A 25013-nucleotide genomic window follows, 5' to 3' on the forward strand; every position below is an offset into this window, starting at 1 on the left:
AGTATATCACCAGTGATGAAGTTATGAGCAATCTACAGCTTTTGAAATCGGAAACAAACAGGATTTTGTCAGGTAAACTCTTTTTTGCGAGCCGCTTTCCATAATGCACAGGCGACCTCAACAGGCCTGTCTTTTCGCCATAATCCAGGCTATAACACTGGATATTAAAACAGTATAAGGAACTTCATATGGCGCTGGAAAAAGGGATTGCTTCGCTGGTTGAGGCATTTATTGCGGCAGGTCGTCCGTCATCACGCGATCAGCATATTGATGATCGGAGGGCCGGCTATATCGCCAGTGCGGTACTCGCCGGGGAGACGGAAACGCGAGTGCGGGTGGAGGATATCACCCTGGAGGGTATGCACTTCCGCGTCGTTTCACCGCCCACAGCCGACGGCCTGCTACCCACGCTTATCTACTACCACGGCGGCTGTTTTGTCAGCGGCGGCTTTACCACCCACGATAACCAACTCCGTCAGTTAGCCATGTTCAGCGGTTGCCGGGTGATCGCTGTACAGTACCGCCTGGCGCCGGAGCATACCTTTCCGGCGGCGCACGATGACGCAGAACAAGGTGTCATGATTATCCACCGGCACGCGGAGCAGCTTGGCGTTGACGCATCACGTATCACCCTGGCTGGCGACAGCGCCGGCGGGCATCTCGCCCTGGTCACGGCTCTGCGCCTGAAAGCGGCGGGAACATGGCAGCCTGCACAGCTTATCTTGATTTACCCGATGCTCGACGCTACCGCCAGCATGGCAAGCTACGCCAGCAACGGCGAGGATTACATCATTACCCGGGACACGCTGCTTAGCGGCTACGAAATGTATTTAGCGGCCACACCCGCTACCCATCCGGATGCCAGTCCGCTGTGGCGCGAAGATTTTCACGGTCTGCCACCGGTCCACATCCTGACGGCGGAGTTCGATCCTTTACGTGATGAGGGCGAAGTGCTGTACCGAAGGCTGACGGAGCAAGGGGTGGAGAGTTCCTGTCAGCGCTATCTGGGGGTGATCCACGGCTTCTTTCAGCTGGGAGGCGTCAGCAACGCCGCGCGTGATGCCATGCGGGATATCGCCTGGCGTGTGGCATCGCCAGGACGATAACTGCCGCAGGCGCTTACTCTTCCTCGTTGCCGCCCTCTTCGTACGAGCCAAAGGGCTTCGCCGGCAGCACGATGTAGATCCCCTCGAAAACGGCGCCCTGTTTATCGTCGCCAAAAAGCTCCACCTGCATTTGCACGCGGGCTTTACGCCCGCGCGCCAGTCGGTCGAGATCGCCGCTCAGAGAACCGAGGTCGGCGATGGCGCTGGGGCGGCCGCTAATAGGCTGGCTGTAGCGGATATGCGCATCCGCCAGAATAATGGTGCCTCCCAGGTGCCGCTCGCGCAGCATCAGCCAGATAAGCCCCCATCCGGTTAAGGTAGCGAGCGAAAACAGGCTGCCGGCGAACAGCGTATGGTGCGGATTCTGGTTCCCCGCCTCCGGCATGGTGGTAATAAATTTCTGCCCGGTGTACTGCTGAATACGTACGCCCATTTTTTCACTCAGCGGAATATGCTGATACCACGCCTGCTGGAGCTGTGCGCACCAGTCGCCGCGGTGCAAAATATCGTCCAGCGACGCGACCGGTTTGATCATCAGAAAATGACGGATCGGCGTGGTGGTCGGGGTGGTGATCTCACCCTGATTGACAAATCCGAGCTTGGCGAAAAATTCCACCGCATCTTCGCGCGCGCTGCAGGTAACCCGCTTAACCCCTTCCTGACGCGCGACGGACTCCAGGGTCATCGCCATCAGCGTACCCAGCCCTTTATCCTGCACCGAGGGATGCACAGCCATAAAGCGGATGGAGGCTTCATTCTCCGCATTGATATATAGCCGGCCGACGGCAACCAGGTTGCCCTCTTCATCCACTACCATCTGATGATGCGCCATCGCATCCCAGGCGTCACGTTCCGATCCCTTAGGCTGATGCAGCGGCTTACGCAGCATCTCCCAGCGGAACTGGTAGTAGCTCTCTAACTCTTCTGCTGTTTGCGGTACACGAAGGTGATACATAGTCGTACTCTCTTTTGTTACCCGCAGCCTGCCCGGAAGCTGGGTCATACCTGCAACCAAAAGGTCACGGGACCATCATTGACCAAAGAAACCTGCATATCCGCAGCGAATCTTCCGGTCTGGGTGTGCATTTCCTGCTGGCGACAGCGGGCGACGAAATACTCATACAGCGCCTCAGCGCGGTCAGGGGCAGCGCCTTTCGAGAAGCTCGGTCGCATCCCCCGCTCGGTATCGGCCGCCAGCGTAAATTGCGAAACCACCAGCACGCTGCCGCCCGCCTGCTGGACATTCAGGTTCATTTTCCCTTCCGCATCACTGAAGATGCGGTAGCCCAGCACGCGTTCACAAAGGCGATTCGCCTTTTGTTCATCATCGTCTTTCTCGACGCCCAGCAGCACCAGAAGCCCCGGGCCAATTTCGCCCGTCACCTCGTCCGCCACGGTAACGCTTGCACGGGATACGCGTTGAATTAATGCAATCATGGTTGTTCTGTTTCTTCTGTTTTAAGTTTGCGGTATTCACCGAGAGTGACAGTAATTTCAGCGCCAAGCAAGACGATACACCAGGTCCAGTACACCCAGACGAACAAAATCGGCACCACCGAAATCACGCCATAAATTAGCTGATAGGACGGAAAGGTGGTGATATAGAGGGCAAACGCCTTTTTACCTGCCTCAAACAGCAGCGCCGCCACCAGCGCCCCGATCACCGCGTCGCGGTTACGTACCTGGGTAGTCGGTACAATACTATAGAGCAGCCAGAACGCTGCCCAGGAGAGGATCAGCGGAAATAGGCGGAGCAGATTATCAATTACGCCGTCCAGGTCGCTTGCCCAGCGCAGCGACAGCAGATAGGAACTGATCGCCAGGCTGGCGCCCGCCAGCAGCGGGCCGAGGGTCAGGATCATCCAGTAAACGGCAAAGGAATAAACTTTGGGGCGGCTGCGCGTGCTACGCCAGATGGTGTTTAGCGCGCTGTCGATCGAGTACATCAGCAGCAGCGAGGTGACGATCAGGCCAAAGGCGCCTACGGCGGTCATGCGGCTGGAGTTGGCCACGAACTGCTCGATATATCCCTGGATTACATCCCCGGTCGCCGGAATAAAATTGGCGAAGATAAAATGACGGATCTGCACGCTGACTTCGGAGAACATAGGAAAGGCCGCAAACAGCGCGAACACGACGGCAATCAGCGGCACCAGGGACAGTAATGACACATAGGCGAGGTTCCCCGCCAGGGTGGTCATATGGTCTTCATCAATGCGCCGCCACAGCAGCTTTAGCCACGCCAGCAGCGGCCGGGTATGGTGGAGTAATTTTTGATGAACGGTTTTTAGCATAGCTGTTTCGCGAAATAGTCAGGGATGGTCTCCTTACCAGTCACCAGGATACTGGTGATCCCCAACCGGTTGGCCCCTGCTATATTATCGACGTTATCATCAAAAAAGACCGTATCTGCGGCGGAAAACCCCTCTTCTTCCAGTACTCGCAGATAAATTTGCGCTTCAGGCTTACGCAATCCCATCTCCTGCGACAGATAAATGCGATCGGCGGCCGCGCGCACTTCCGGGTATTCATCGGGCCAGAACGTGGTGTGCAGACGATTGGTATTGGAGAGCACCACCACCCGATGCCCCTGGGCACGAAGTTTATGCATGATGGTAATCACCTCCGGGCGCAGCGCGACAAATACCGCCTGCCAGCCGTGAGCAAACTGTTCATAGCTGAGGGGCATATTCATTTCATGGCACATGGCGGCGGCAAAGTCTTCATCGCTGAGCTCGCCGCGCTCATGCTGATGGAAAGCCTCACCCATGGTGAAATGCTGCTTCAGCGTCGCCAGCGGGATGCGGGTTAAATCGCTCCAGGCTCCCAATACCCGGTTGAAGTCAATGTCGACAATCACATTACCTAAATCAAAGATATAGAGCATTTTTGTCTCCTTCCGCGCCGTGGAAAATTAACTTTAGCGGGAAAGGCTGGATTTGACTATTGGCGTGTGATGCAGGAATGAAAAAAAGAAACCCCGCCGGAGAGGCGGGGTTTAGCGAACAACAAGAAGAAAAAATTACTCTTCTTTTGCACCGCGCATCGCGCGTTTACGGTCGTTCTCGGTCAGGTGACGTTTACGGATACGGATAGAGGTCGGAGTAACTTCTACCAGTTCGTCGTCATCGATGAACTCCAGAGCCTGCTCCAGGGTCATCTTAACCGGCGGAACCAGAACCGTGGCTTCGTCAGTACCAGACGCACGCATGTTGGTCAGTTTCTTACCGGTCAGGCAGTTTACCGTCAGGTCGTTGGAACGGCTGTGAATACCGATGATCTGGCCTTCGTAAACTTCAGCGCCGTGGCCGAGGAACAGCTTACCGCGATCCTGCAGACCGAACAGCGCGAACGCTACCGCTTTACCCTGACCGTTGGAGATCAGTACGCCGTTGTTACGCTGGCCCACTTCGCCCGGACGAACGTCGTCGTAGTGGCTGAAGGTGGAGTACAGCAGACCGGTACCGGAGGTCATGGTCATGAACTCTGAACGGAAGCCGATCAGACCGCGGCTTGGGATCACGTAGTCAAGACGTACGCGGCCTTTACCGTCCGGATTCATGTTTTTCAGGTCGCCTTTACGCTCGCCCAGCGCCTGCATGACAGAACCCTGGTGCTGCTCTTCGACGTCCAGCGTCACGTTCTCGAACGGCTCTTGTTTACGGCCGTCGATTTCGCGGAAGATAACTTTCGGACGGGAAACCGCCATCTCGAAACCTTCACGACGCATGTTTTCAATCAGAACGGACAGGTGCAGTTCACCACGGCCGGACACGCGGAACGCATCAGCGTCTTCGGTTTCTTCAACGCGCAGCGCCACGTTGTGCACCAGCTCTTTATTCAGACGGTCCAGGATCTGGCGAGAGGTAACGAACTTACCTTCTTTACCGCAGAACGGAGAGGTGTTGACGTTGAAGAACATGGAAACGGTCGGCTCATCAACGGACAGGGCCGGCAGCGCTTCGACATTCTGCGGGTCGCAGATGGTGTCGGAGATGTTCAGCTCGCCCAGACCGGTGATCGCGATGATGTCGCCAGCTTCAGCTACGTCGCTCTCAATTCGCTCCAGACCCAGGTGAGTCAGCACTTTACCGACTTTACCGTTACGGGTTTTGCCTTCGCTATCGATGATAGTGACCTGCTGGTTCGGCTTCACTTTACCGCGCTTGATGCGGCCGATGCCGATAACACCAACGTAGTTGTTGTAGTCCAGCTGGGAGATCTGCATCTGCAGCGGACCGTCAAGATCAACGTCCGGCGCCGGCACGCGATCGACAATCGCCTGGTACAGCGGGGTCATGTCGTCAGCCATGTCTTCGTGATCCAGACCCGCGATACCGTTCAGCGCGGACGCGTAAACGATCGGGAAGTCCAGCTGTTCGTCGGTCGCATCGAGGTTAACGAACAAGTCGAACACCTGATCGACAACCCAGTCCGGACGCGCGCCCGGGCGGTCAACTTTGTTGATGACCACGATCGGCTTCAGACCGTGGGCAAAAGCTTTTTTGGTCACGAAGCGCGTTTGCGGCATCGGGCCATCAAAGGCATCTACCACCAGCAGCACAGAGTCAACCATGGACATAACACGCTCAACTTCACCTCCGAAGTCGGCGTGCCCTGGGGTATCAACGATGTTGATACGGTAATCATTCCATTTGATTGCGGTGTTTTTCGCGAGGATGGTAATCCCACGCTCTTTCTCCAAATCGTTGGAGTCCATCACACGTTCTTGTGCTTCAGTACGTGCGTCGAACGTACCGGATTGCTGTAGCAGCTTGTCAACCAGGGTAGTTTTACCATGGTCAACGTGCGCGATGATGGCGATATTACGCAGATTTTCGATCACAACTTTGCCTCAGGCATTAGAAATAGCGCGTTATTGTACACGTATTAAGCGAAGGACTGAACAGGATCACAAACATCCTCCGCAAACAAGTATTGCAGAGTTTCTTTGTGACCGCTTTCACGGAGCGATAAAAGGGCACCGTAACAAAAATTGCACCAAAATGGTGCTCAATGTTCACACTGAAGCACTATTTTGGTGCATTATCTCCATCATGGTGCAGTCCTTTTGCACTATGGTGCGCATGATACAGCGTTTTATAGGGCATTTAAAAGTTGGCACAGATTTCGCTTTATATTTTTTAAGGCAACAACGCCACTTTTAAGCAGTATGAAGTTTTCGTTACCACGACGACAATGACCAATCCGGGAGAGTTTAAGTATGTCCGCTGAACACGTTTTGACGATGCTGAACGAGCACGAAGTGAAGTTTGTCGATCTGCGCTTCACCGATACCAAAGGTAAAGAACAGCACGTCACGATTCCGTCTCATCAGGTAAATGCCGAATTCTTCGAAGAAGGCAAAATGTTTGATGGCTCCTCGATTGGTGGCTGGAAAGGTATCAACGAATCTGACATGGTCCTGATGCCGGACGCGTCCACCGCGGTCATTGACCCGTTCTACGAAGAACCGACCCTGATCATCCGCTGCGATATCCTCGAGCCAGGCACCCTGCAGGGCTATGACCGTGACCCGCGCTCCATCGCGAAACGCGCTGAAGAGTACCTGCGCGCCACCGGCATCGCTGATACCGTCCTGTTCGGGCCAGAACCAGAATTCTTCCTGTTCGACGACATCCGTTTTGGCGCCTCTATCTCCGGCTCCCATGTCGCGATCGATGACATTGAAGGTGCGTGGAACTCCTCCACCAAATACGAAGGCGGTAACAAAGGTCACCGTCCGGGCGTGAAAGGGGGTTACTTCCCGGTTCCGCCAGTAGACTCTTCTCAGGACATCCGTTCCACCATGTGTATGATCATGGAAGAGATGGGTCTGGTTGTTGAAGCCCATCACCATGAAGTAGCAACCGCAGGTCAGAACGAAGTGGCAACCCGCTTCAATACCATGACCAAAAAAGCGGATGAAATTCAGATTTACAAATACGTTGTTCACAACGTCGCTCACCGCTTTGGTAAAACCGCGACCTTTATGCCGAAACCGATGTTCGGCGACAACGGCTCCGGCATGCACTGCCATATGTCTCTGGCGAAAAACGGTACCAACCTGTTCTCCGGCGACAAATACGCCGGTCTGTCTGAGCAGGCGCTGTTCTACATCGGCGGCGTAATCAAACACGCTAAAGCCATCAACGCCCTGGCGAACCCGACCACCAACTCCTACAAGCGTCTGGTCCCGGGTTACGAAGCGCCGGTTATGCTGGCTTACTCTGCCCGTAACCGCTCTGCCTCTATCCGTATTCCGGTGGTGACCTCTCCGAAAGCGCGTCGTATCGAAGTGCGCTTCCCGGACCCGGCTGCCAACCCGTACCTGTGCTTTGCGGCGCTGCTGATGGCTGGCCTTGATGGTATCAAGAACAAAATCCATCCGGGCGAAGCAATGGATAAAAACCTGTATGACCTGCCGCCGGAAGAAGCGAAAGAGATCCCGCAGGTTGCCGGTTCTCTGGAAGAAGCCCTGCAGGCCCTGGATGCTGACCGCGAGTTCCTGACCGCTGGCGGCGTGTTCACCAATGACGCTATCGATGCCTACATCGCCCTGCGTATGGAAGAGAACGACCGCGTACGCATGACTCCGCATCCGGTTGAGTTCGAACTGTACTACAGCGTCTAATTTTGCTGTAAATCCAGGGTATGTCGTGTTGTGGCGCGAGATGCCCGGGATATTTTGTTGCCGTGGAAACTTTCAGCCCATCTCAGGATGGGCTTTTTTCTCCACCAACACGCTGATCTCGCGAGCTTTTTACCGATAAAAAGCTATACTGCACTAAATTGGTGCACTCATTTTCAGGAGACTGTCGAATGGCAACAGGCACACTGCCCGATGCTGGGCAGATCCTTAACTCCCTTATCAACAGTATTTTACTGGTCGATGATGACCTGGCGGTGCACTTTGCCAACCCTGCGGCGCAGCAGCTGCTGGCGCAGAGCTCGCGCAAACTGTTTGGCACCCCATTACCTGAGCTGTTGAGCTATTTTTCGTTGAATATCGGGCTGATGCAGGAGAGCCTGCAGGCGGGCCAGGGATTTACCGATAACGAAGTGACGCTGGTTATCGATGGCCGTTCGCACATCCTGTCGTTGACCGCCCAGCGGCTGCCGGAAGGCTTTATTCTGCTGGAAATGGCGCCGATGGATAATCAGCGCCGCCTGAGCCAGGAGCAGCTGCAGCATGCGCAGCAGGTCGCCGCTCGCGACCTCGTCCGCGGCCTGGCGCATGAGATAAAAAACCCGTTAGGCGGCCTGCGCGGCGCGGCCCAGCTGCTCAGCAAAGCGCTGCCCGACCCGGCGCTAACGGAATATACCAAAGTGATCATTGAGCAGGCCGACCGGCTAAGAAATCTGGTCGACCGCCTGCTCGGACCACAGCATCCGGGCATGCACGTTACCGAAAGCATCCACAAAGTCGCCGAACGGGTAGTTAAACTGGTTTCCATGGAGTTGCCGGACAACGTGAAGTTGATCCGCGATTACGACCCCAGCCTACCAGAGCTACCCCACGACCCGGATCAAATTGAACAGGTGTTGCTGAACATCGTCCGTAATGCGCTGCAGGCGCTGGGGCCGGAAGGGGGCGAAATTATTCTTCGCACCCGCACCGCTTTCCAGCTGACGCTGCACGGGGTGCGTTATCGCCTCGCCGCCCGCATCGACGTTGAAGATAATGGCCCGGGTATTCCGCCCCATCTCCAGGATACGCTGTTCTATCCGATGGTCAGCGGCCGCGAAGGCGGTACCGGCCTGGGCTTATCTATCGCCCGTAGCCTTATCGATCAGCACTCCGGCAAAATTGAATTCACCAGCTGGCCGGGTCATACCGAATTTTCGGTATACCTGCCTATTCGGAAGTAGAGGTGTTTATGCAACGAGGGATAGCCTGGATCGTTGATGACGATAGCTCCATCCGCTGGGTGCTTGAACGCGCGCTCACCGGAGCCGGCTTGAGCTGCACAACGTTCGAAAGCGGCAATGAGGTGCTAGATGCCCTCACCACCAAAACCCCGGATGTACTGCTGTCAGATATCCGTATGCCCGGAATGGATGGTCTGGCGCTGCTCAAACAGATTAAGCAGCGCCATCCAATGCTTCCGGTCATCATAATGACCGCGCATTCCGATCTGGACGCCGCGGTCAGCGCTTATCAGCAGGGCGCGTTTGATTATTTGCCTAAACCTTTTGATATCGATGAAGCCGTCGCCCTCGTCGACCGGGCGATAAGCCACTATCAAGAGCAGCAGCAGCCGCGAAATGCGCCGATAAGTAGCCCAACTGCCGACATCATCGGCGAAGCGCCAGCTATGCAGGATGTCTTTCGCATTATTGGCCGCCTGTCGCGCTCATCCATCAGCGTGCTGATCAATGGCGAATCCGGTACCGGTAAAGAGCTTGTCGCACATGCCCTGCATCGCCATAGTCCACGCTCAAAAGCGCCGTTTATCGCGCTGAATATGGCGGCGATCCCCAAGGACCTGATTGAGTCCGAGCTGTTCGGCCATGAAAAAGGAGCCTTTACCGGCGCAAATACCGTCCGTCAGGGTCGCTTTGAACAGGCTGACGGCGGTACGCTGTTCCTGGATGAAATTGGCGATATGCCGCTTGATGTCCAGACTCGTCTGCTGCGCGTGCTGGCGGATGGTCAGTTTTATCGCGTGGGCGGTTACGCGCCGGTGAAGGTCGATGTGCGGATCATCGCCGCTACCCACCAGAACCTGGAACAGCGCGTGCAGGAGGGGAAATTTCGTGAAGATTTGTTCCACCGTCTGAACGTCATCCGGGTGCATTTACCGCCGCTGCGCGAGCGCCGGGAAGATATTCCACGCCTGGCCCGCCATTTTCTGCAGATAGCCGCCCGCGAGCTCGGCGTTGAAGCCAAACAGCTGCATCCGGAAACGGAGACAGCGCTGACCCGCCTGGCGTGGCCAGGCAACGTCCGTCAGCTGGAAAACACCTGTCGCTGGCTCACCGTCATGGCCGCCGGCCAGGAGGTGCTGACGCAGGATCTGCCGAGCGAACTGTTTGAGACCACGATTCCTGATAGCCCAACGCAGATGCAGCCTGACAGCTGGGCTACGCTGCTGGGTCAGTGGGCCGATCGGGCGTTGCGATCCGGTCATCAAAACCTGCTCTCAGAAGCGCAACCCGAAATGGAGCGCACGCTGCTAACGACCGCCCTGCGCCATACTCAGGGGCACAAGCAGGAGGCTGCGCGCCTGCTGGGATGGGGACGTAATACCCTGACGCGTAAGCTAAAAGAGTTGGGTATGGAGTAGGGTTCAACAGCATGATGAAAAATAGCCGATCGGCGCAAAGTGCTGCTATTTTGTACTTTACTGTTCCGATGAGTTGAGTATGATCGTGCCCGGCATTAGGGGAGAGCATCATGTTTGAATCACTGGTGAGTATGATATCGAGCGGCGCCGCTGCGAGTCACACGCCACAAACGGCAGTCGCTGCCGTGCTGTGCGCTGCGCTGGTCGGGCTGTTCAGCTAATTGTTCCCCCTCTCCTGCGGGAGAGGGGGAAAATATTAAATAACCCGTGAGAACTGCTGCATCCGGGCCTTTTGCCGTAGGTAGGCATCAAAGCACATACAGATGTTGCGGATCAGCAGGCGGCCTTTCGCCGTCACCTGAATGACCTTATCATCCACAGCCACCAGCCCGTCATGCGCCAGCGGCGCCAGCAGCTTCAGATCCTCGGCGAAATAAGACGCAAAATCCACGTCCCACTGCGCCTCGACCGCCGCGATATCCAGCTGGAAGTTACAGATCAACGCTTTAATCACGTCGCGACGCAGACAGTCATCGCGAGTTAACGCGATCCCGCGCCACAGGGCGTTCCCTTGCTCTGCTACCTGCTGGTAGTACTGCTTGAGCTCTTTTTGGTTCTGGGCGTAGCTGTCGCCAATCATGCTGATCGCCGAAACGCCCATCCCCAGCAGATCGGTATCGCCCTGAGTGGTGTAGCCCTGGAAATTACGATGCAGTACGCCGTGACGTTGCGCGACCGCTAATTCATCATCGGGACGGGCGAAATGGTCCATGCCGATAAACTGATAGCCTGCCGTCGTCAGCGAGCCGATGGTTTCCTGCAGGATCTCCAGCTTCTGCTCAGCGGAGGGCAGATCGGCATCTTTAATCTTCCGCTGAGCGGCAAAGAGCGTGGGCAGATGCGCATAGTTAAACACGCTCAGGCGGTCAGGATTGAGCTCGGCGACCTTTTGCAGGGTAAAGGCGAAGCTCTCCGGCGTTTGCTTCGGCAGGCCATAAATGAGGTCGATATTGGTCGAGGTAAAACCAATCTCCCGCGCATGGTTGAGCAAATCAAAGATGAACGCTTCGTCCTGCTCACGGTTAACCAGACGCTGAACCTCTTTATTGAAGTCCTGTACGCCCATACTCAGGCGGTTGAAACCCTCAGCGCGTAAATGATCGAGGACATCCAGTTCGATCTCACGCGGATCGACCTCTATGGAGATCTCGGCTTCCGCGCTGAAATGGAAATGGCTGCGCAACAGATCCATCAGGCGACTGATTTGCGCCTTATTGAGATAAGTTGGCGTGCCGCCCCCCCAGTGCAGTTGCTTCACCTGGCGAGTGGCAAACAGCGGCGCGCGGTGGATGATCTCCTGTTCAAGGACATCGAGATATTGATCGGCCTTATGCTGCTGGCGGGTGACTATCTTATTGCAGCCGCAGAAATAACACAGCTTATGGCAAAACGGGATATGCACGTACAGCGACAGGGGACGCTGTGGGTAACGGGCCACAGCGGCATCGAATTCCGCCGCGCCAAATTGCGGTGAAAACTCCAGCGCGGTGGGATACGAGGTATAGCGCGGCCCGGAATAGTTATATTTCTGGATCAGGGCCAGATCCCAGTCGATTATCTGCTCAGACATGCTCACTCCTTCCGATGGTGCCGCCGACGGGTACGCCGTCCCGGCCCCACCGCACCGCGGGTCATGAGCCGGTTGCGCAGCCATTTCTGACGCCGCGACAACCGTCGTAGTTTAACGAATAACCACAGCAGATAACATATAACCAGAAGGGTTATAAGGAGTACCGGGAATCCGATGGGATGCAAATGTTAGTTTCCACCCTTCAGCAGACGCATCATATCTTCCTGACGCTCTTCCTCTTCTTCATCTTCATCATCGTAAGAGAGGCCGAGCTGCTGCATCAGCTCATCAATGCGATCCAGTTTGGCGTCCACCCAGCTCTGCTCTTCAGCATTCAGGGTGCCGCCCTCTTCCAGACGTTCCAGCAGCGCGTCCAGGCGCTCATCATTCTCCAGCAACTCCAGCTCAGCCTGCGGTGAAAGCATAGGTTTCTCGCTCTTTGGTTTATGCTGCTTGGGGGCTGGAGCGCTGCTTTCGCTCACGCCCAGCGGGATCGGTTTTTTGCTACCCACGCGCGGATCTTGCGCCTGACGCTGTTTTTTACCCGCTGAAGCCGCATCGCCGCCGTTCGCGCGACTGCCTGCCGCGTGGCCACGATGTTTCTTCTGCCGTTTGCGATCGCGAGCTTCCTGATTTAACTCTTCACGCGACTTGCGGCCGGATTTGCCACGGGTGGCGGATGTCGGTTTTTTCATGATGTGTAATCTTCAGACAGTAGTATTCAGTATAGAATTGAGGCGGAATCTAGCAGAAAGCAAGCAAAGAAAAAAGGCGACAGATTACTCTGTCGCCTTTTTCCTCACTGACCACCCTTAACGGGCTCTTCTTTCCCTGTTCGCTAACGACTCACCCTGTCTTTCCCTTAGCGTCCAACGGTCCCTGTTTCTTCCTTTTCCCTGTAAAACGTCTCCAAGACGCGCGTCATCCTGACTATCCTGTGGTCTTCGCCTCCTGGCGCTTCCTGACTCCTCGTCCTGAGTCCTAATCCTTTCAGCATCCCCGCCGTTGTGTATTACTTTACCTTGTTGACAAAAATCGACAACCAGTCTGGCAGTTAAAAATCTATTTTCAGAATTCTCTATTTCTATAATTAATTAATTTTCAACACTTTAAATATGTTTTGTCTTATTTTCCTCAGGTATGTCCTATACAAAGAATAGTCAATGTCTCACAAACCATATGGTTTTTACTTACAGGAACGGCGTGCGGTAAAAACAGCCTTTTTCTGCTGTTCAGGTATAATCCCTGCCATAGCCTGTTTTAACGGAGACGACCGTCTTGACCAACTGGAATTATCAACTGACGCACTTTGTCACTAGCGCGCCAGATATCCGCCATCTTCCTGCCGATACCGGTATTGAAGTGGCGTTCGCCGGCCGCTCCAACGCGGGAAAATCCAGCGCGCTGAATACGCTGACTAATCAGAAGAATCTGGCGCGTACCTCCAAAACCCCGGGGCGTACGCAGCTGATTAACCTGTTCGAAGTCGCTGAGGGCAAGCGCCTTGTCGACCTGCCCGGCTATGGTTATGCGCAAGTACCCGAAGAGATGAAGATCAAGTGGCAGCGCGCGCTGGGGGAATACCTGGAAAAACGTCTGTGCCTGAAGGGTCTCGTGGTGCTGATGGACATACGTCATCCGCTTAAAGATCTCGATCAGCAGATGATCGAATGGGCGGTAGAGAGCGATATTCAGGTGCTGGTACTGCTCACCAAAGCCGATAAGCTCGCCAGCGGCGCGCGTAAAGCGCAAGTGAATATGGTGCGTGAAGCGGTACTGGCCTTCAATGGCGATGTCCAGGTTGAACCCTTCTCTTCGCTGAAAAAATCTGGCGTCGATAAGCTGCGACAGAAGCTGGATAGCTGGTTTAACGAAATCCCGCCGCAAGAAGCCGTCGAAGACGCCGAGTAACCCCCGCTTTTTCCGGATAACGGCGCGTAGCGCCCTATCCGGACGTTCATACTACGTTGTTTTCACAGCCTAAAACTTTTCTTTCGCGCAATAAAAAACGCCCCGGTCATAAATGACCGGGGCGGCTAAAATATTCAGCCAAATCCGATTACGTGAAGTAAAAGGTCTGAAAGATAGAACATCTTACCTCTGTACCCTACGCGAATAACTTTACTCTTCTTTCGCTCACGGATAAAGCATTTTTTGTAGTTTTTTTTCACTATTTACATAGCAAATTCAAATGATCCTCACAAAACTCTATAAGTTATGTTGCTTACTTACAGAAAATCGCGTTGCGCTTTGTATACTTAGTGCGCTTGATCCCAGTTTTCGCCGCTGCCCACTTCCACCAGCAACGGTACCGCCAGCGTAGTGCTGTTCTCCATCAGTTCGTGGATCTTTTTCGATACGGCATCGAGCTCATCCTTATGCACTTCAAAGACCAGTTCATCGTGAACCTGCATGATCATCCGCACGCGAGGTTTCTCGCTCCGCAGCCATTCATCAACGGCAATCATCGCCCGCTTGATAATATCCGCAGCCGTTCCCTGCATCGGGGCGTTAATCGCCGCACGCTCCGCGCCGGCACGACGAGCGCCATTGCTGGACTTGATATCCGGCAAATAGAGTCGACGGCCATCCAGCGTTTCAACATACCCTTGCTCCTTCGCCTGTGCGCGGGTGCGCTCCATATACTCCAGGACGCCCGGATAACGCTCGAAATAAAGATCCATGTACTTCTGCGCTTCTTTACGCGGGATGTTCAGCTGGCGGGCCAGGCCAAAGGCGCTCATGCCGTAGATCAGACCGAAGTTGATGGCTTTCGCACTACGCCGCTGTTCGCTGCTGACGCTGTCCAGCGGTAAGCCAAATACTTCAGCCGCCGTCGCCCGGTGAATATCCTTCCCTTCCGCGAAGGCGGTCAGCAGGCCTTTATCCCGCGACAGGTGCGCCATAATGCGCAGCTCGATTTGCGAGTAGTCCGCCGAGACAATGACGTAATCTTCCGGCGCGATAAACGCCTGGCGAATACGGCGCCCTTCTTCGTTACGCACCGGAATGTTTTGCAGGTTTGGATCGGTAGACGACAAACGGCCGGTGGCGGTGACCGCCTGATGATAGGAGGTATGCACGCGGCCCGTTTTGGGGTTAATCATCAGCGGCAGCTTATCGGTATAGGTCGACTTCAGCTTCGCCAGCCCACGATACTCCAGAATCACTTTCGGCAACGGATAATCGAGCGCCAGCTCTTCCAGCACCTCTTCAGAGGTGGACGGCGCACCGCCCGGCGTCTTCTTCAGCGGCTTGATACCCTGTTTTTCAAACAGGATCGTTTGCAGCTGTTTGGTGGAGGAGAGATTAAACGCTTCCCCGGCGATCTCATGTGCCCGCTGCTCCAGCTCAACCAGGCGCTGGGCAATTTCCTGCGAGTGCGCATGCAGCACGGCGGGGTCGATTTTAACGCCGTTGCGCTCAACGCGAGACAGCACCGGCACCAGCGGCATTTCAATGTGCTGGAAGATATTCAGCGGGCCTTCATGCTGCTGTAGCTTCGGCCACATCTTCAGATGCAGCTGGAGCGTAACGTCGGCATCTTCCGCCGCGTAGCGACCAGCCTCTTCCAGCGCAATCTGGTTAAAGGTGAGCTGATTCTTACCTTTACCAGCGATCTCTTCGAAGGTAATGGTTTTATGTTTCAGCCAGCGGTCGGAAAGACTGTCCATATCGTGGCGGCCCGCCACGCTGTCGAGAATGTAAGACTCGAGCATGGTATCGAACGCAATCCCGCGCAGCTCAATGTCGTAATTAGCCAAAATGCCGCGATCGTATTTGAGATTTTGCCCGACCTTGAGCACCTTCTCATCCTCCAGCAGCGGTTTAAGCAGCGTCAGCACGCGCTCGCGCGGGATCTGATCCGGCGCATCAAGGTAATCATGCGCTACCGGGACATAGGCGGCCACGCCCGGCTCAATAGCGAATGAAAGACCAACCATGTTGGCGGAGATGTTATCCAGGCTGTCGGTTTCCGTATCAAAGGCAAAGAGCGGCGCCTGCTTCAGCTTATCGATCCAGGTGAGCAGCGTAGCCTCATCAAGGATAGTGACATAATGCTCTGCTGAAAGTGCAGTAGCGTCTTCAACCTCTTCTTCCGCTTCTGCCGCTGCTGCAGGCGCTGCAGGTTTCGCAGCCGGTTTGCCCCCCTTAGCCTGCAGCCATTTTCCGGCCTCAACGTCGGTGGTCCAGCGCTTAAATTCATACTGTCTGAACAGCGCCAGCAGATCGTCTGCCGCCGGCGGCTGCACCTCCAGCTCTTCGCAGGTGAGCTCCAGCTCGACGTCGGTTTTGATGGTCGCCAGCTGATAAGAGAGATAAGCCACGTCCTTGTTCTGCTCGAGCTTCGCCGCCATCGTTTTCGCGCCGCGGAAGCTCAGTTCAGCGATCTTCTCCGGTTCCGCATACAGCGTATCAAGGCCGCCGAGGCCTTGCAGCAGCGCCTGGGCGGTCTTTTCGCCCACGCCCGGCACGCCGGGAATGTTATCCGAGGAGTCGCCCATCAGCGCCAGGAAATCAATAATCAGCTCCGGCGGGACGCCGTACTTAGTAACCACCTCATCCGGTCCGAGGATAGTGTTGGTCATGGTATTGATCAGGGTGATGCCCGGCGTCACCAGCTGGGCCATGTCTTTATCGCCGGTGCTGATCAGGACTGGGCGACCTGCCCTTTCCGCTTCCCGCGCCAGGGTGCCAATCACATCGTCAGCTTCGACGCCCGGGACTGCCATCAGCGGCAGCCCCATCGCTTTCACCATCTTATGCAACGGCTCAATCTGCGCGCGCAGATCGTCCGGCATCGGCGGGCGGTGAGATTTGTAATGCTCGAACAATTCATCACGGAAGGTTTTCCCTTTCGCATCAAAGACCACGACGGCATGAGTCGGTTGATACTGCAGTATCAAACTGCGCAGCATATTCAGTACGCCGTACATAGCCCCGGTGGGCTCCCCTGCGCTGTTAGTCAGCGGCGGAAACGCATGATACGCCCGATAAAGATAGGAGGAGCCGTCAACGAGGATGAGAGGGTTTTCTGGGATCTGAACCATAATTTCCGTGCCTGTTTATCAGATTATGGATAAAGGATGCCACAGACGGGCATGAAATCCTGAATTTTTCCCGCAATTCGCGGAAAAGATTCAACGATCGTCGCGATCGCGCGACAACTTAGCTTGTGGATAACTTTGTGTATAGTTTTACAACGTCAGCTTATCCGCCCCTGAAAATAAATGAATAAATAGTATTATTTACTATTTATCAACCACTTAAAAACAGATCAACGATCCTGGCATTAATTTGATGACCTAATCTTCCATGTGGATAGAAGATCCTTGTTTTTTTCTGTTCTGGTAAGACCCGTCATTTGCCGCGTTTTCTGATAAAATCAGCCTCTTGCGCAGCTTAAAGGCGCTCTTTGTCAGCCTAACTTTCTGAATAAACTAACTATGTCGAGATTACTCGCTGCGATAACACTTCCGCTGAGTATCGCCTTAACCATCTTAGTCACCATTATCTGCTCTGTACCGATCATCGTCGCCGGGCTGATTAAACTGCTGGTCCCCATTCCAGCGGTATGGCGCTCTATATCCGTTTTTTGCAATTTTATGATGTACTGCTGGTGCGAAGGGCTGGCGCTGCTGTTGCATCTCAATCCCTGGCTAAAATGGGACGTCCAGGGTCTGGAAGGCCTGAACAAAAAGAACTGGTATCTGCTGATCAGCAACCACCACAGCTGGGCAGACATCGTGGTGCTGTGCGTGCTGTTCCGCAAGCATATTCCGATGAATAAGTACTTCCTTAAACAACAGCTGGCGTGGGTACCCTTCATTGGCCTCGCCTGCTGGGCGCTGGATATGCCTTTTATGCGCCGCTACTCGCGCAGCTATCTTATTCGTCACCCGGAGCGCCGCGGTAAAGATGTCGAAACCACCCGCCGTTCGTGTGAAAAATTTCGCGCGCATCCGACGACTATCGTCAATTTTGTGGAAGGCTCGCGTTTTACCGAAGAAAAAAAGCGCGAAACGCGCTCTCCTTACCATAACCTGTTACCGCCGAAAGCCGCTGGTATCGCCATGGCGCTCAACGTACTCGGTTCGCAGTTCGATAAACTGCTGAACGTCACGCTGTGCTACCCGGATAATCATACAAGACCATTTTACGATATGTTAAGCGGCCGCCTGACGCGCATCGTGGTCCGTATCAATCTGGTCCCTATTGGCGAAGAGCTGCACGGCGATTACGTTAACGATAAGAACTTTAAGCGCGGCTTCCAGCGCTGGCTGAATGGCCTATGGGAAGAGAAAGACCGTCAGTTGACTGACATCATGAGGGACAAAGAACGGTAGCTATTGCAAAACAGATAAAGTAACGCCGGTCAGTGACCGGCGTTTTTTTTATTTCTTCTCTACCAGTTGCTTCACGGTATCCGCATACTGAGCGACGAAGACATCCATATTGCTGGTGTCCATCCCCTGCGGATTCAGCTGGTATTTACCATTAACATACATAGCCGGTACGCCCTGCAGCTGCAGATCGGCTGCCGCTTTCTCTTGCTGAGCGACCAGAGATTTCACCACGAAGCTATTCCATGCGGCATCGTAGTCTTCCCCTTTCACGCCAGCGTCGACAAACACTTTACGAATGTCAGCCACACTCTGCACAGTCTGGTTTTTCTGCACGGCTTCGAACATCGGCGCAGTAATTTTGTCTTCAACGCCCAGCGCGATGGCCACCGCCCATGCCTGCGTCAGATCCTTGCCCAGCGGACCCAGGAACTCAACGTGGTATTTGGTCATTTTAGTGCCTTCCGGCAATTTCTGGCGCACATTGTCAGAGACATGCAGCACTTCTTCAAACTGGTAGCAGTGCGGGCAGTAGAACGAAAAGAACTCGAGCACCTGCGGCTCGCCAGCTATCGGCTTATCAAGGGTGATGTACTGCTTGCCGTCGGTGATCTGGGCAGCGGATGCACTAAAAGCCAGAATCATACCAGCCAGCGCCAGCCAAACTTTTTTCATGATTTACTCTCTCCTGGATATATCACATTAATACATTGGCGTTAACTGAAGCGGGGGTTCCTGTAGAACCTTCACCTGCTCAAGAAAAGTCGACGTCTGCCCCCGCCAGTAATCCTCCCCGGTTAACCAGGGGAAATTGACCGGGAAAGCGGGATCGTCCCAGCGTCTGAGCAACCACGCCAGATAATAAACCAGTCGCATAGCGCGTAAAGGTTCAATCAGCGCGATTTCATCGCTGTTAAAGGGGCTGAATTCCTCATAGGCCTCGACAATAGTCTCCAGCTGCATACGCTGTTCAGCCTTATCGCCGTTGAGCAGCATCCACAGATCCTGAATCGCCGGGCCGGTGCGCGCATCGTCTAAGTCGACAAACAGTGGTCCGTCGCGCCAGAGGATATTACCGGCATGGCAGTCACCGTGCAGGCGCAACTTGTTCCCGCGGCCGTGCCATTGCTCCATGACGGCAGCAATGAGTTTATCGGTCGCCTTCAGGAAATCGGCCTTCAGGCCAGAGGGGATCAGCGTCGCCTGCTCAAACACCTGACGCGGTTCCAGCAGGTACTCCTGCACGCCAATTTCCGGGCGGGCAGTAAAGCGCTGTTTGCAGCCCGTCTGGTGCAGGCGCCCCAGATAGCGGCCAACCCATTCCATCTGATCAAGGTTATCCGCTTCGAACTGACGACCGCCAAGGCTTGGGAATACGGCAAAGTAGAATCCCTGATGCTGATGAAGCGTGCTGTCATTAAATAAGAGCGGCGCAGCAACGGGCACTTCATCTTCTACAAGCTGAAGCGCAAACTGGTGTTCTTCAAGGATCTGTTCTGCGGACCAGCGCTCAGGACGATAGAACTTTACCACATAGCGATGGCGCTCTTCGTCCTGGAACTGATAAACGCGGTTCTCATAGCTGTTTAGCGGGGTGAGACCGGAGTCCACCCGCATACCCAGATCGAATAACCCATCGATAATGGTATCCGGGCGAAGCGTCTGAAAAGTAAAAGCCTTATCGTGCATCCTGACATCCGATAATCGTACGAATAGTTCAGGATATCATCTCATTGCACTTTACGCGGTAGCGCTTACAACCTTTTACTCTTTTATTACCCCGCGGGCGCGCAGCAGCGCGGTTTTAAAGTCCTCTTCATAATCCTTCTGAATACCCGGGATGACAGCATCTTTGGAAGAGTCGCGCATCTTCAGGTGATAGATCAGAATATCGTCGGAAAGATCGCTCAGTTCGCCATCATAGCCGGCCTCTTTCGCCAGCTTCTGCAAAAATTGCATCAGGTTCAGTTCAGGCTCTTTTTGCCAGGCTGGCTGGAGGAGTTCAATTACTTCATTCAGACGTTTACATTTCATGGTCATGCTCCTTACTCTTGATAGGGACAAGTTAACAGGGTCAATCCCACAATGAAAGAGGCGATATTCATATGCAAAGCGAGGCGATAACCGGCGTCGTGCTGGCGGGCGGCAGGGCCACGCGGATGGGCGGCATTGATAAAGGATTACAGGCGCTAAATGGTCGCCCTCTCTGGCGACACGTCGCGGAAGCATTAGCCCCGCAGGTAGATGAGTTAGTCATTAGCGCCAATCGTCATCTTGAACAGTGGCGTGCCAGCGGATATCCGGTCTTTCGAGACATACAGGAGGGTTATCAGGGGCCGCTGGCCGGAATGCTTGCTGTGATGCAGCAGGTCGCGAGCCCATGGTTTGTTTTTTGCCCCTGCGACACGCCGTTCATTCCGTCCTTTTTGGTGGAGCGCTTTATCCAGCAGAGAGGGGACGCACCGGTCGTTTGGGCCCATGACGGCGAACGGGATCATCCTGCCGTTGCATTAGTTCATCGTCAAATCATTCCGGAACTGGAAGCTTATCTGGCACATGGAGAGCGCAGGGTGATGGTTTTTATGCGACAAATGGGTGGGCGCCCGGTGAATTTCAGCGATGTGAAAACTGCTTTCATTAATGTAAATACGCTCGAAAATTTGCAGCAGATGCAGGAGCCATCATGATCCCATTACTGGCGATCGCCGCATGGAGCGGTACCGGAAAAACAACATTATTAAAGCGTCTTATCCCTGAGCTTTGCGCTCTAGGATTACGCCCGGGACTGATAAAGCACACCCATCATGATATGGACGTGGATAAGCCGGGCAAAGATAGCTATGAACTGCGTAAGGCGGGCGCTGCGCAAACTATTGTCGCCAGCGAACAGCGGTGGGCATTGATGACCGAGACGCCAGAGAAGCCGGAATTAGATCTCACGTGGCTGGTCAGTCGAATGGATGCCAGCAAACTGGACCTGGTTTTAGTGGAGGGGTTCAAACATGAACCCGTGCCGAAGATCCTGCTTTTTCGGCAAAACAGCGGCCATCGTGTAGAAGAGCTGGTAATTGATGAGCATACCATCGCCGTGGCCAGCGATGTATCGATCGCGACCTCACTTCCGCTGCTGGATTTAAATGATGTACCACAGATCGCGACATTTATTGTGAGTTGGTTAGAGAGGCAATAGTCATTTATCGACGGTGATATAGGAGGGATTTTCCCGGAGGCGGTGCTGCGCACTTTGTCCGGGGTACGGTTTTGTAGCCCCGGTAAGCGCAGCGCCACCGGGGGAGATATACCCCACACAGCAAAAAACCCCGCACCTTTCGGGGCGGGGTTCTTTTTAAACGCAAAAACAAAAAGCCCGGTCTTTTGACCGGGCTTTCTGCTTTATTTGATGCCTGGCAGTTCCCTACTCTCACATGGGGAGACCCCACACTACCATCGGCGCTACGGCGTTTCACTTCTGAGTTCGGCATGGGGTCAGGTGGGACCACCGCGCTAGTGCCGCCAGGCAAATTCTGTTTTATCAACACGTCTCACCAACGTATCGATTAATCTGTATCAGAGCTGAAAATCTTCTCAATCCGCCAAAACATCTTCGGCGTTGTAAGGTTAAGCCTCACGGTTCATTAGTACCGGTTAGCTCAACGCATCGCTGCGCTTACACACCCGGCCTATCAACGTCGTCGTCTTCAACGTTCCTTCAGGAGACTTAAAGTCTCAGGGAGAACTCATCTCGGGGCAAGTTTCGTGCTTAGATGCTTTCAGCACTTATCTCTTCCGCATTTAGCTACCGGGCAGTGCCATTGGCATGACAACCCGAACACCAGTGATGCGTCCACTCCGGTCCTCTCGTACTAGGAGCAGCCCCCCTCAATTCTCCAGCGCCCACGGCAGATAGGGACCGAACTGTCTCACGACGTTCTAAACCCAGCTCGCGTACCACTTTAAATGGCGAACAGCCATACCCTTGGGACCTACTTCAGCCCCAGGATGTGATGAGCCGACATCGAGGTGCCAAACACCGCCGTCGATATGAACTCTTGGGCGGTATCAGCCTGTTATCCCCGGAGTACCTTTTATCCGTTGAGCGATGGCCCTTCCATTCAGAACCACCGGATCACTATGACCTGCTTTCGCACCTGCTCGCGCCGTCACGCTCGCAGTCAAGCTAGCTTATGCCATTGCACTAACCTCCTGATGTCCGACCAGGATTAGCTAACCTTCGTGCTCCTCCGTTACGCTTTGGGAGGAGACCGCCCCAGTCAAACTACCCACCAGACACTGTCCGCAACCCCGGTCAGGGGCCAACGTTAGAACATCAAACATTAAAGGGTGGTATTTCAAGGTTGGCTCCACGCAGACTGGCGTCCACGCTTCAAAGCCTCCCACCTATCCTACACATCAAGGCTCAATGTTCAGTGTCAAGCTATAGTAAAGGTTCACGGGGTCTTTCCGTCTTGCCGCGGGTACACTGCATCTTCACAGCGAGTTCAATTTCACTGAGTCTCGGGTGGAGACAGCCTGGCCATCATTACGCCATTCGTGCAGGTCGGAACTTACCCGACAAGGAATTTCGCTACCTTAGGACCGTTATAGTTACGGCCGCCGTTTACCGGGGCTTCGATCAAGAGCTTCTCCTTACGGATAACCCCATCAATTAACCTTCCGGCACCGGGCAGGCGTCACACCGTATACGTCCACTTTCGTGTTTGCACAGTGCTGTGTTTTTAATAAACAGTTGCAGCCAGCTGGTATCTTCGACTGGTCTCAGCTCCACCCGCAGGGGCTTCACCTACACACCAGCGTGCCTTCTCCCGAAGTTACGGCACCATTTTGCCTAGTTCCTTCACCCGAGTTCTCTCAAGCGCCTTGGTATTCTCTACCTGACCACCTGTGTCGGTTTGGGGTACGATTTGATGTTACCTGATGCTTAGAGGCTTTTCCTGGAAGCAGGGCATTTGTTACTTCAGCACCGTAGTGCCTCGTCATCACACCTCAGCCTTGATTATCCGGATTTGCCTGGATAATCAGCCTACATGCTTAAACCGGGACAACCGTCGCCCGGCTAACATAGCCTTCTCCGTCCCCCCTTCGCAGTAACACCAAGTACAGGAATATTAACCTGTTTCCCATCGACTACGCCTTTCGGCCTCGCCTTAGGGGTCGACTCACCCTGCCCCGATTAACGTTGGACAGGAACCCTTGGTCTTCCGGCGAGCGGGCTTTTCACCCGCTTTATCGTTACTTATGTCAGCATTCGCACTTCTGATACCTCCAGCATGCCTCACAGCACACCTTCGCAGGCTTACAGAACGCTCCCCTACCCAACAACACATAGTGTCGCTGCCGCAGCTTCGGTGCATGGTTTAGCCCCGTTACATCTTCCGCGCAGGCCGACTCGACCAGTGAGCTATTACGCTTTCTTTAAATGATGGCTGCTTCTAAGCCAACATCCTGGCTGTCTGTGCCTTCCCACATCGTTTCCCACTTAACCATGACTTTGGGACCTTAGCTGGCGGTCTGGGTTGTTTCCCTCTTCACGACGGACGTTAGCACCCGCCGTGTGTCTCCCGTGATAACATTCTTCGGTATTCGTAGTTTGCATCGGGTTGGTAAGTCGGGATGACCCCCTAGCCGAAACAGTGCTCTACCCCCGAAGATGAATTCACGAGGCGCTACCTAAATAGCTTTCGGGGAGAACCAGCTATCTCCCGGTTTGATTGGCCTTTCACCCCCAGCCACAAGTCATCCGCTAATTTTTCAACATTAGTCGGTTCGGTCCTCCAGTTAGTGTTACCCAACCTTCAACCTGCCCATGGCTAGATCACCGGGTTTCGGGTCTATACCCTGCAACTTAACGCCCAGTTAAGACTCGGTTTCCCTGCGGCTCCCCTATACGGTTAACCTTGCTACAGAATATAAGTCGCTGACCCATTATACAAAAGGTACGCAGTCACACCCGAAGGTGCTCCCACTGCTTGTACGTACACGGTTTCAGGTTCTTTTTCACTCCCCTCGCCGGGGTTCTTTTCGCCTTTCCCTCACGGTACTGGTTCACTATCGGTCAGTCAGGAGTATTTAGCCTTGGAGGATGGTCCCCCCATATTCAGACAGGATACCACGTGTCCCGCCCTACTCTTCGAGTTCACAACCTGTGCATTTTGGTGTACGGGACTATCACCCTGTACCGTCGGACTTTCCAGACCGTTCCACTAACACACAAGCTGATTCAGACTCTGGGCTGCTCCCCGTTCGCTCGCCGCTACTGGGGGAATCTCGGTTGATTTCTTTTCCTCGGGGTACTTAGATGTTTCAGTTCCCCCGGTTCGCCTCGTTAACCTATGTATTCAGTTAACGATAGTGCAACGAATTGCACTGGGTTTCCCCATTCGGACATCGCCGGTTATAACGGTTCATATCACCTTACCGACGCTTTTCGCAGATTAGCACGTCCTTCATCGCCTCTGACTGCCAGGGCATCCACCGTGTACGCTTAGTCGCTTAACCTCACAACCCGAAGATGTTTCACTTCTGATTGCGAAAATTTGAGAGACTCGAACACACATTGACTGTGTGTCGTTTCAATTTTCAGCTTGATCCAGATTTTTAAAGAGCAAATATCTCAAACGTCACC

The 25013-nt window shown here is 54.3% G+C and carries 20 protein-coding genes and 2 rRNA genes; 9 read left to right on the forward strand and 13 right to left on the reverse strand.

What is annotated here, in order from left to right:
* The first annotated feature begins 188 nt into the window (after positions 1 to 188).
* The gene (locus KB890_RS13940) at positions 189 to 1106 is read left to right on the forward strand and encodes an alpha/beta hydrolase (protein WP_004181612.1); all 918 of its coding nucleotides are present in this window, start codon (positions 189 to 191) and stop codon (positions 1104 to 1106) included.
* A 13-nt stretch (positions 1107 to 1119) separates the two neighbouring features.
* Here KB890_RS13940 and fabY read toward each other — a convergent pair whose 3' ends face one another.
* The 5 genes from fabY to typA form a co-directional block, all read right to left on the reverse strand.
* Positions 1120 to 2061, reverse strand: coding sequence for a fatty acid biosynthesis protein FabY (gene fabY, locus KB890_RS13945; RefSeq protein ID WP_004178031.1), 942 nt, complete (start codon positions 2059 to 2061; stop codon positions 1120 to 1122).
* A 44-nt stretch (positions 2062 to 2105) separates the two neighbouring features.
* Positions 2106 to 2543, reverse strand: coding sequence for a D-aminoacyl-tRNA deacylase (gene dtd / locus KB890_RS13950; RefSeq protein ID WP_002882809.1), 438 nt, complete (start codon positions 2541 to 2543; stop codon positions 2106 to 2108).
* Positions 2540 to 3400 carry a virulence factor BrkB family protein gene (locus tag KB890_RS13955; protein WP_004146232.1) on the reverse strand — a complete coding sequence of 287 codons (861 nt, stop codon included), beginning with the start codon at positions 3398 to 3400 and terminating at the stop codon, positions 2540 to 2542. Before KB890_RS13955 ends, dtd begins: the two co-directional genes overlap by 4 nt.
* Positions 3394 to 3993, reverse strand: coding sequence for a glucose-1-phosphatase (gene yihX, locus KB890_RS13960; RefSeq protein ID WP_004151865.1), 600 nt, complete (start codon positions 3991 to 3993; stop codon positions 3394 to 3396). The genes KB890_RS13955 and yihX overlap by 7 nt, the downstream gene beginning before the upstream one ends.
* Positions 3994 to 4128: 135 nt before the next feature.
* Entirely contained in the window at positions 4129 to 5952 is a 1824-nt protein-coding gene (typA, locus tag KB890_RS13965; protein ID WP_002882755.1) for a ribosome-dependent GTPase TypA, read from the reverse strand.
* Positions 5953 to 6330: 378 nt separating this feature from the next.
* Here typA and glnA point away from each other — a divergent pair, with 378 nt between their 5' ends.
* The 4 genes from glnA (at position 6331) to KB890_RS13985 (ending at position 10617) form a co-directional block, all read left to right on the forward strand.
* On the forward strand, positions 6331 to 7740 hold the full coding sequence (gene glnA / locus KB890_RS13970; RefSeq protein WP_002882753.1) for a glutamate--ammonia ligase: 1410 nt from the start codon (positions 6331 to 6333) through the stop codon (positions 7738 to 7740).
* A 188-nt stretch (positions 7741 to 7928) separates the two neighbouring features.
* Positions 7929 to 8978 (forward strand): nitrogen regulation protein NR(II), encoded by a 1050-nt coding sequence (gene glnL / locus KB890_RS13975; protein ID WP_004146229.1) that lies wholly within the window; start codon positions 7929 to 7931, stop codon positions 8976 to 8978.
* Between the two features lie 8 nt (positions 8979 to 8986).
* Positions 8987 to 10396 carry a nitrogen regulation protein NR(I) gene (gene glnG, locus KB890_RS13980; protein ID WP_002882749.1) on the forward strand — a complete coding sequence of 470 codons (1410 nt, stop codon included), beginning with the start codon at positions 8987 to 8989 and terminating at the stop codon, positions 10394 to 10396.
* A 110-nt stretch (positions 10397 to 10506) separates the two neighbouring features.
* Complete coding sequence (locus tag KB890_RS13985; RefSeq protein ID WP_004152951.1) at positions 10507 to 10617, forward strand: YshB family small membrane protein; 111 nt, start codon at positions 10507 to 10509, stop codon at positions 10615 to 10617.
* A 35-nt stretch (positions 10618 to 10652) separates the two neighbouring features.
* On the opposite strand, the gene hemN is transcribed toward KB890_RS13985, so the two are convergent.
* Positions 10653 to 12026: an oxygen-independent coproporphyrinogen III oxidase gene (gene hemN / locus KB890_RS13990; protein WP_002882745.1), complete on the reverse strand. Its 1374-nt coding sequence runs from the start codon at positions 12024 to 12026 to the stop codon at positions 10653 to 10655.
* Positions 12027 to 12214: 188 nt separating this feature from the next.
* Positions 12215 to 12721, reverse strand: coding sequence for a Der GTPase-activating protein YihI (gene yihI / locus KB890_RS13995; RefSeq protein WP_002882743.1), 507 nt, complete (start codon positions 12719 to 12721; stop codon positions 12215 to 12217).
* 583 nt (positions 12722 to 13304) lie between these two features.
* Between yihI and yihA the strand changes: the two genes are divergently transcribed.
* Positions 13305 to 13937 carry a ribosome biogenesis GTP-binding protein YihA/YsxC gene (yihA, locus tag KB890_RS14000; RefSeq protein WP_002882734.1) on the forward strand — a complete coding sequence of 211 codons (633 nt, stop codon included), beginning with the start codon at positions 13305 to 13307 and terminating at the stop codon, positions 13935 to 13937.
* Between the two features lie 347 nt (positions 13938 to 14284).
* Here the strand turns inward: yihA and polA are convergent, their stop codons facing one another.
* Positions 14285 to 17077, reverse strand: a complete 2793-nt coding sequence (gene polA / locus KB890_RS14005; RefSeq protein WP_004195596.1) for a DNA polymerase I — start codon at positions 17075 to 17077, stop codon at positions 14285 to 14287.
* 396 nt (positions 17078 to 17473) lie between these two features.
* Here polA and KB890_RS14010 point away from each other — a divergent pair, with 396 nt between their 5' ends.
* Positions 17474 to 18373, forward strand: coding sequence for an acyltransferase (locus KB890_RS14010; protein ID WP_002882728.1), 900 nt, complete (start codon positions 17474 to 17476; stop codon positions 18371 to 18373).
* 48 nt (positions 18374 to 18421) lie between these two features.
* Here KB890_RS14010 and dsbA read toward each other — a convergent pair whose 3' ends face one another.
* The 3 genes from dsbA to KB890_RS14025 all read right to left on the reverse strand — a co-directional run bounded on the left by dsbA (position 18422) and on the right by KB890_RS14025 (position 20404).
* Positions 18422 to 19045 (reverse strand): thiol:disulfide interchange protein DsbA, encoded by a 624-nt coding sequence (gene dsbA, locus KB890_RS14015; protein ID WP_004146224.1) that lies wholly within the window; start codon positions 19043 to 19045, stop codon positions 18422 to 18424.
* Positions 19046 to 19072: 27 nt separating this feature from the next.
* Entirely contained in the window at positions 19073 to 20059 is a 987-nt protein-coding gene (locus tag KB890_RS14020; protein WP_004181610.1) for a serine/threonine protein kinase, read from the reverse strand.
* 75 nt (positions 20060 to 20134) lie between these two features.
* The gene (locus tag KB890_RS14025; protein WP_002882612.1) at positions 20135 to 20404 is read right to left on the reverse strand and encodes a YihD family protein; all 270 of its coding nucleotides are present in this window, start codon (positions 20402 to 20404) and stop codon (positions 20135 to 20137) included.
* 71 nt (positions 20405 to 20475) lie between these two features.
* Between KB890_RS14025 and mobA the strand changes: the two genes are divergently transcribed.
* The gene (mobA, locus tag KB890_RS14030) at positions 20476 to 21057 is read left to right on the forward strand and encodes a molybdenum cofactor guanylyltransferase MobA (RefSeq protein ID WP_004181609.1); all 582 of its coding nucleotides are present in this window, start codon (positions 20476 to 20478) and stop codon (positions 21055 to 21057) included.
* Positions 21054 to 21560 (forward strand): molybdopterin-guanine dinucleotide biosynthesis protein MobB, encoded by a 507-nt coding sequence (mobB, locus tag KB890_RS14035; protein WP_002882596.1) that lies wholly within the window; start codon positions 21054 to 21056, stop codon positions 21558 to 21560. The genes mobA and mobB overlap by 4 nt, the downstream gene beginning before the upstream one ends.
* A 212-nt stretch (positions 21561 to 21772) precedes the next feature.
* On the opposite strand, the gene rrf is transcribed toward mobB, so the two are convergent.
* Together rrf and KB890_RS14045 are read right to left on the reverse strand one after the other, a co-directional pair.
* Positions 21773 to 21888: ribosomal RNA gene (gene rrf, locus KB890_RS14040) — 5S ribosomal RNA — on the reverse strand.
* Positions 21889 to 21984: 96 nt separating this feature from the next.
* Positions 21985 to 24886, reverse strand: a 23S ribosomal RNA gene (locus tag KB890_RS14045).
* Positions 24887 to 25013 lie beyond the last annotated feature (127 nt).

Origin of the sequence: Klebsiella sp. P1954 (assembly GCF_018199955.1) — a bacterium.
Lineage (GTDB): Bacteria > Pseudomonadota > Gammaproteobacteria > Enterobacterales > Enterobacteriaceae > Klebsiella > Klebsiella pneumoniae.

Excerpts from the sequence above, each read along its gene's own strand:
- KB890_RS14025 (WP_002882612.1), bottom strand. The coding sequence starts at position 20,404 with ATGAAATGTAAACGTCTGAATGAAGTAATTGAACTCCTCCAGCCAGCC.
- glnL (WP_004146229.1), top strand. The coding sequence starts at position 7,929 with ATGGCAACAGGCACACTGCCCGATGCTGGGCAGATCCTTAACTCCCTT.
- KB890_RS14010 (WP_002882728.1), top strand. The coding sequence starts at position 17,474 with ATGTCGAGATTACTCGCTGCGATAACACTTCCGCTGAGTATCGCCTTA.
- dtd (WP_002882809.1), bottom strand. The coding sequence starts at position 2,543 with ATGATTGCATTAATTCAACGCGTATCCCGTGCAAGCGTTACCGTGGCG.
- mobA (WP_004181609.1), top strand. The coding sequence starts at position 20,476 with ATGCAAAGCGAGGCGATAACCGGCGTCGTGCTGGCGGGCGGCAGGGCC.
- yihI (WP_002882743.1), bottom strand. The coding sequence starts at position 12,721 with ATGAAAAAACCGACATCCGCCACCCGTGGCAAATCCGGCCGCAAGTCG.
- hemN (WP_002882745.1), bottom strand. The coding sequence starts at position 12,026 with ATGTCTGAGCAGATAATCGACTGGGATCTGGCCCTGATCCAGAAATAT.
- KB890_RS13985 (WP_004152951.1), top strand. The coding sequence starts at position 10,507 with ATGTTTGAATCACTGGTGAGTATGATATCGAGCGGCGCCGCTGCGAGT.
- polA (WP_004195596.1), bottom strand. The coding sequence starts at position 17,077 with ATGGTTCAGATCCCAGAAAACCCTCTCATCCTCGTTGACGGCTCCTCC.
- fabY (WP_004178031.1), bottom strand. The coding sequence starts at position 2,061 with ATGTATCACCTTCGTGTACCGCAAACAGCAGAAGAGTTAGAGAGCTAC.
- glnG (WP_002882749.1), top strand. The coding sequence starts at position 8,987 with ATGCAACGAGGGATAGCCTGGATCGTTGATGACGATAGCTCCATCCGC.
- dsbA (WP_004146224.1), bottom strand. The coding sequence starts at position 19,045 with ATGAAAAAAGTTTGGCTGGCGCTGGCTGGTATGATTCTGGCTTTTAGT.
- KB890_RS14020 (WP_004181610.1), bottom strand. The coding sequence starts at position 20,059 with ATGCACGATAAGGCTTTTACTTTTCAGACGCTTCGCCCGGATACCATT.
- glnA (WP_002882753.1), top strand. The coding sequence starts at position 6,331 with ATGTCCGCTGAACACGTTTTGACGATGCTGAACGAGCACGAAGTGAAG.
- yihX (WP_004151865.1), bottom strand. The coding sequence starts at position 3,993 with ATGCTCTATATCTTTGATTTAGGTAATGTGATTGTCGACATTGACTTC.
- KB890_RS13940 (WP_004181612.1), top strand. The coding sequence starts at position 189 with ATGGCGCTGGAAAAAGGGATTGCTTCGCTGGTTGAGGCATTTATTGCG.
- KB890_RS13955 (WP_004146232.1), bottom strand. The coding sequence starts at position 3,400 with ATGCTAAAAACCGTTCATCAAAAATTACTCCACCATACCCGGCCGCTG.
- mobB (WP_002882596.1), top strand. The coding sequence starts at position 21,054 with ATGATCCCATTACTGGCGATCGCCGCATGGAGCGGTACCGGAAAAACA.